The sequence below is a fragment of the Marinobacter sp. genome (assembly GCF_041690615.1).
Classification (GTDB): Bacteria; Pseudomonadota; Gammaproteobacteria; order Pseudomonadales; family Oleiphilaceae; genus Marinobacter.
In genome coordinates, this window is the sequence record NZ_JAWLGY010000035.1 from 1 (window position 1) to 6086 (window position 6086).

The following is a 6086-nucleotide window of genomic DNA, read 5'->3' on the forward strand; positions in this document are numbered from 1 at the left end:
CAGGATGGAAGCGGTTCCCAGTGCCTTGGTCAGCGGGCGGGAAGTGATCTTGCTTTGTTGTGCCATGGTTTTAAACCCTTTTTTTATGTCTAATCGACTCGATTGTTGGACTCAGTGACGCTATTACTGCTTGTTTTGCTTGTGATTATTCCTTGCTGCCTGATCAAACCTCCGGTTGTTATCCCTGTGGCCAGTTGATGCCAGGCCGCGTAGAGCCTGCAGTTATTCTGGTCGACTGCCACCCTGGCTGAATGCATTTTGCAATTCTATCAAGGCGGTTATGGGCGAATGATCAAGTACAGTCTTAGCAGAGAATCCAACAAAGGCAAGGGCCTTGATGGGACAGGTCCACACTTTTTTTCGTGTGTCTGATGAGAATCACACTTCCATGGTGCTTTTTTTGTTCTCTGCTCCGACCGCAGCCTGTCACCAGCCGCTCAGTCAGGACGCCTTCCATTTAGCAGTCTCCCGGATAGTAGGAATAAATTTTTTGTCATGCAATAGCCTCAGTGACTTTTTTACAGGATTTGTAATGATTTTGTGCTGCACAGTGAAATCACTGTTGTGGCGAAGATTCTGCCGGAAATGGCCCGGATCGATGGTCGTAAAATGGTGCATGCCTGCGCTGTAGCCGGGCTGGGGTGCATGATGAAGGGCGCTGGTGCGTCAATCTGGTTTCAATTCCGGTTGGCAACTTGTTCTGGAATTGACTAAGCTGTTCCGCAAAGCAGAATCTTATACCGAAAAAGTGATTCGGTTGTTGGCTTCGTTCCGCAAACCGCCCGAATATGCCCGGAGAGTGCGTTAGTTTCGCAACGCCGTTCCGGTTTGGCAGGTTTTTTGAAACAAATTCGGAACAGGCCATGGTCGGGACGAAAACGCACAAGTAAAATGCGCGGGTTTCTGACTTTTTCATCTATTTCTGAGTTGCCCTGTGGGCATTGCCACAACCCGGTGCGTGCCGGTGGCTGTCACGGGGCTTTTTGAGGCACCGGAAACTATGACCTTGAGCACTAAAACAAAAGCAGATCTGGTCGAAGCGTCCGCCGATTCCCCGGACAAGCCCGAGAAAGACCGCAAGTTTGTCGAAGCCCTGTCCCGGGGCCTGGATGTACTGCGGGCTTTCAGTCAGGGTTCTGTGATCCTGGGTAATCAGGACATCGCACGGCTGACCGGGCTCCCCAAGCCCACTGTCTCCCGTATGACCTACACCCTCACCAAGCTTGGCTACCTGAGCTACAACCCGGTGCTGGAAAAGTACCAGCTCAGCTCCGGCGTGCTGGCCCTGGGCTATGCCTACGTCTCCAACCTGAAGGTGCGCCAGCTGGCCAAGCCTTACATGGACGAGTTCGCCCGCCGTAATAATATGTCGGTCGGCCTGACCTGCCGGGATCGTCTGCATATGATCTATGTAGAGAACCGCATGCCCCCGGAGGCTTCCCTGCTGCGCATGGAAATCGGTCTGAAGCTGCCCATGGCGACCACTGCTGCTGGGCGGGCCTACTGCTCCTCCCTGACGGAAGACGGCCGCAAGATCCTGATGGAAGCCCTGGCCGAGAAATACGGCCCGGAAGGCTGGCCGGAAAAGAAGAAGGGCCTGGACCAGGCGCTGGAGGATTACCGGGAGCATGGTTTCTGCCTGTCCCTCGGCGAGTGGGACCGCAATATCAATGCCGCCGGTGTGCCCGTGCGCCTGCAGGATGGCACCACCATGGCCCTGACCTGTGCGGCGCCGTCGTACCTGGTATCCGGCGACAAACTGCGCAGCTCCATTGCCCATCAGTTGGCCATGCTGGCGAGTGATATCGAGTCGCTGGGGGTTTGACCCTGCTTTTTTGGCCACGGAATCCACGGAATAACACGGAAAGAAAAGACGAAAGGATTTATAGCCACTATACCCACTAAAAAACACGAAAATGGTTGCTGAGTAGACACTTACTGGCTTTGGATTTCGTGTCCTTTAGTGGATTTCGTGGCCGATAACGCCTTTATCTTTTGCTTTTTTCCGTGTTCTTCCGTGGATTCCGTGGCAAAAAATTCTTTCTGACACCCCGCATGCCCCCAAATTTTCCCCTCCCGCTCCATCAGGCGTACAATCGATCTCCCCAAAGACAATCTGGTCGATGTTCAGCCAGTCCAAGGTTGAAACATTCCGCAAACTTGTATTAAATCACCGGTCTGTTTCGCTGAATAAAACTCCATTCCATGTTTTGCGCAAGGAGGATCTATGTCCGACGTCGTAACCTATAACCGCGAAGGCGCCATCGGCGTTATCACCGTCAACTACCCGCCGGTGAACGCCCTGGGGCACGCGGTTCGCTCCGGTATTCAGAACGCCGTACAACAGGGTCAGGATGATGCGGACGCCAAGGCCCTCCTGATCATGGCCGAAGGTCGTACCTTCATGGCCGGCGCTGATATCCGTGAATTCGGCAAGCCCATGCAGGAGCCCGGGCTGCCAGAAGTGGTCAACTTTATCGAAGCCTCTGACAAACCGGTTGTTGCTGCCATTCATGGCACTGCCCTGGGCGGCGGCCTGGAAGTGGCCCTGGGCTGTCATTACCGCGTAGCGGTACCCAGTGCCAAGGTGGGTCTGCCGGAAGTGAAGCTGGGCCTGCTGCCCGGTGCTGGTGGTACCCAACGCCTGCCGCGCCTGACCGGTGCCCAGAAGGCGCTGGAAATGATTACCACCGGCGATTTCGTTGCGGCGAAAGATGCCCAGGCGGCCGGTATTGTTGATGAAGTCGCCGGTAGCGAAGACGTGAAGGCCGCCGGCTTGGCGTTTGCCCAAAAGGTTATTGATGAAGGCAAGCCGGTACGTCGCGTGAGCGAGCTGACCGACAAACTGGAAGCCGAGAAGGGCAGCGATGTCTTCGACAAGTTCCGCGAAGGCCTGAAGAAGAAGGCTCGCGGCCTGCTGGCACCGTTCAAGTGCACCGACGCGGTGGAAGCGGCGTTCACCTCCTCTTCCTTCGAGGAAGGCATGAAGCGCGAGCGTGAACTGTTCGGTGAACTGATGGAATCCGACCAGCGCGCCGGTTTGATCCACGCCTTCTTTGCCGAGCGTGAAGTTTCCAAGGTTCCGGGCCTGCCGAAAGACACCCCGATCCGCGACATCAAGAAAGTCGGTGTGATCGGGGCTGGCACCATGGGCGGCGGCATCGCCATGAACTTCGCCAACGTCGGCATTCCCGTCACCATCGCGGAAGTGAAGCAGGAAGCCCTGGACAAGGGCCTGGCCATTATCCGCAAGAACTACGAGAACACCGCCAAGAAAGGCCGCCTGACCATGGAGCAGGTGGAAGAGCGCATGAGCCTGATCAGCGGCACCCTCACCTATGACGACTTCGCAGACGTCGACCTGGTGATCGAAGCCGTGTTCGAGCGCATGGATATCAAGAAGAGCATCTTCAGTCAGCTGGATGAGAAGTGTAAGCCGGGCGCTATCCTGGCCTCCAACACCTCCACCCTGGACATCGACGAGATTGCCTCTGCCACCAAGCGTCCGGAAGACGTCATCGGCTTGCACTTCTTCAGCCCGGCCAACGTCATGAAGCTGCTGGAAATCGTCCGTGGTAAGAAAACCGCTGACGACGTCAAGGCCACGGCCATGAACCTGGCCAAGCGCATCAAGAAGGTGGGCGTACTGGTTGGCAACTGCCACGGCTTCGTGGGCAACCGCATGCTGCACAAGCGTGGTGCCGAAGCCATGGCCCTGGTGAATGATGGTGCTACCCCACAGCAGGTGGACAAGGTACTGACTGACCTTGGCTTCCCCATGGGTCAGTTTGCCATGGGTGACCTGGCCGGTATCGACATCGGCTACAGTATCCGCGAAGAGCGCCGCAAGGCTGGCGAGGATGTTCCGCCGAGCTGGATGGACAAGCTGGCCGAACAGGGCCGTCTGGGCCAGAAGACCGGCGCCGGTACCTACAAGTACGAGGAAGGCAACCGCAAGCCGATCCCGGATCCGGAAACCGACAAGATCATCGCCGAGTTCCGCAAGGAGCAGGGCATCACCCCGCGTGAGGTGTCTGACCAGGAAATCCTGGAGCGCTGCATGTATGTGATGATCAACGAAGGCGCGAAGATCCTGGACGAAGGCATTGCCGACCGCTCCCTGGATATCGACATTACCTGGATCTACGGCTACGGCTTCCCGGCCTACCGTGGCGGCCCCATGTTCTGGGCTGACCAGATCGGCCTGGACAAGATCCTGGACGCCGTGAAGAAGTATCACAAGGAAGTCGGCGGCAAGCAGTGGGAGCCGTCTCCGCTTCTGGAAAAGCTGGTAGCTGAAGGCAAGAAGTTCGGCGACCTGTAAAACAACGATTGTTGGCCACGGAACTACGGCCCTTCGACAGGCTCAGGGCGAACGGTAAGGCTTAGATAGGCTCAGGGCGATTGGTAAGCCTTCGGTAGGCTGAGGGCGCTTGGAACGCGATTGGTAAGCATTCCGCTCCATGCTCCTCCGTTCACCTTGAGCTTGTTAAACAGAGAGCTCTGCCAGGGCCGGTTCTTCCGTTCGCCCTGAGCCTGTCGAAGGGCGTCTGTCTAACGGCGCGCTTGCCAAGGGCAGTGGGCTCCGTGGCAATCCCATTTTAAAGAGGACAACACAATGTCTGATGCAGTTATCGTCTCCACCGCCCGTACCGGTCTTGGCAAGTCCTACCGGGGCGCCCTGAACAACACCCACAGCGTTGATATCGCTGGTCACGTGATCAAGCACGCCGTTGAGCGCGCGGGCATTGACCCGAACATCGTTGAGGACGTCATCCTCGGCGCTACCTTCCACGAAGGTGCCCAGGGCAAGAACATGGCCCGCCTGGCAGCTATCCGTGCCGGCCTGCCGGTGACCACCGCTGGCCTGTCCATCAACCGCTTCTGCTCCTCCGGCCTGCAGTCCATCGCCATTGCTTCCCAGCGGGTTGTATCCGAGAAGGTGCCGGCCATCGTCGCTGGCGGTGTGGAGTCTATCTCCCTGGTGCAGAACGACAAGCTGAACCAGTTCCACGCCACCAACGAGTGGCTGATGAAGAACAAGCCGGAGCTGTACCTGTCCATGATCGAAACCGCTGACATCGTGGCCCAGCGCTACAACGTCAGCCGTGAAGCCCAGGACGAGTACGCCCTGATCTCCCAGCAGCGCACCGCTGCCGGTCAGGAATCCGGCAAGTTCGCTGACGAGATCGTTCCCTACGACACCACCATGCTGGTGAAGAACAAGGAAACCGGTGAAGTCAGCGAAAAGCAGGTCACCCTGGACAGGGACGAGTGCAACCGTCCGAACACCACCATCGAAGGCCTGCAGGGCCTGGACCCGGTACGTGGTGAAGGCAACTTCGTCACCGCCGGCAACGCCTCCCAGCTGTCCGACGGCGCCTCTGTGTGCACCGTGATGAACAGCACCTACGCCGAGAAGAACAACATCGAGCCGATGGGTATTTTCCGCGGCTTCGCTGTTGCTGGTTGTGAGCCGGACGAGATGGGTATCGGCCCGGTCTTCGCCATCCCGCGCCTGCTGGAGCGTAACGGCCTGACCATGGACGATATCGACCTGTGGGAACTGAACGAAGCCTTCGCCTCCCAGGTTGTGTACTGTCGTGACCGTCTGGGCATTCCCATGGAGAAGCTGAACGTCAACGGTGGCTCCATCGCCGTGGGTCACCCCTACGGTGTCACCGGTTCACGCCTGACCGGCCACGCGCTGATCGAGGGCAAGCGTCGCGGCGCCAAGTACGTGGTGGTCACCATGTGCATCGGCGGCGGCCAGGGCGCAGCCGGCCTGTTTGAAGTGGTATAAACAGGCAGAATCGAAAGGGGGCGGGCGAGAGTTCGCCCCCTTTTTGGTTTTAGCCACGGAATCCACGGCCCTTCGACAAGCTCAGGGCGAACGGAGGAAAACGGGAAAAGGCAAAAAAGGGATCTCGTGGCCAAAGCATCTTTTTCTTCCGTGTTGTTCCGTTCGCCCTGAGCTTGTCGAAGGGCCGTGGATTCCGTGGCAAATCAGTTATTTCAGAAAGGCATATCAGCGTGCAACAGAACATCATCAACACCCGCGATCTCGAATTCCAGCTGTTCGAACT

The 6086-nt window shown here is 57.5% G+C and carries 3 protein-coding genes; all 3 read left to right on the forward strand.

Annotation, left to right across the window (positions count from 1 at the left end; translation table 11 throughout):
- The first annotated feature begins 1030 nt into the window (after nucleotides 1-1030).
- On the forward strand, nucleotides 1031-1825 hold the full coding sequence (locus ACESMZ_RS16595) for an IclR family transcriptional regulator (RefSeq protein ID WP_264996081.1): 795 nt from the start codon (nucleotides 1031-1033) through the stop codon (nucleotides 1823-1825).
- Nucleotides 1826-2227: 402 nt separating this feature from the next.
- A complete protein-coding gene (locus tag ACESMZ_RS16600; RefSeq protein WP_372973023.1) occupies nucleotides 2228-4324 on the forward strand; it encodes a 3-hydroxyacyl-CoA dehydrogenase NAD-binding domain-containing protein in 2097 nt (698 codons plus the stop codon).
- A 294-nt stretch (nucleotides 4325-4618) separates the two neighbouring features.
- Nucleotides 4619-5803, forward strand: a complete 1185-nt coding sequence (locus tag ACESMZ_RS16605; protein ID WP_372973024.1) for an acetyl-CoA C-acyltransferase — start codon at nucleotides 4619-4621, stop codon at nucleotides 5801-5803.
- Nucleotides 5804-6086 lie beyond the last annotated feature (283 nt).

What these genes read in the sequence shown, in the direction of transcription:
- ACESMZ_RS16600 (WP_372973023.1), top strand. Translation starts at nt 2,228, where the DNA reads ATGTCCGACGTCGTAACCTATAACCGCGAAGGCGCCATCGGCGTTATC.
- ACESMZ_RS16605 (WP_372973024.1), top strand. Translation starts at nt 4,619, where the DNA reads ATGTCTGATGCAGTTATCGTCTCCACCGCCCGTACCGGTCTTGGCAAG.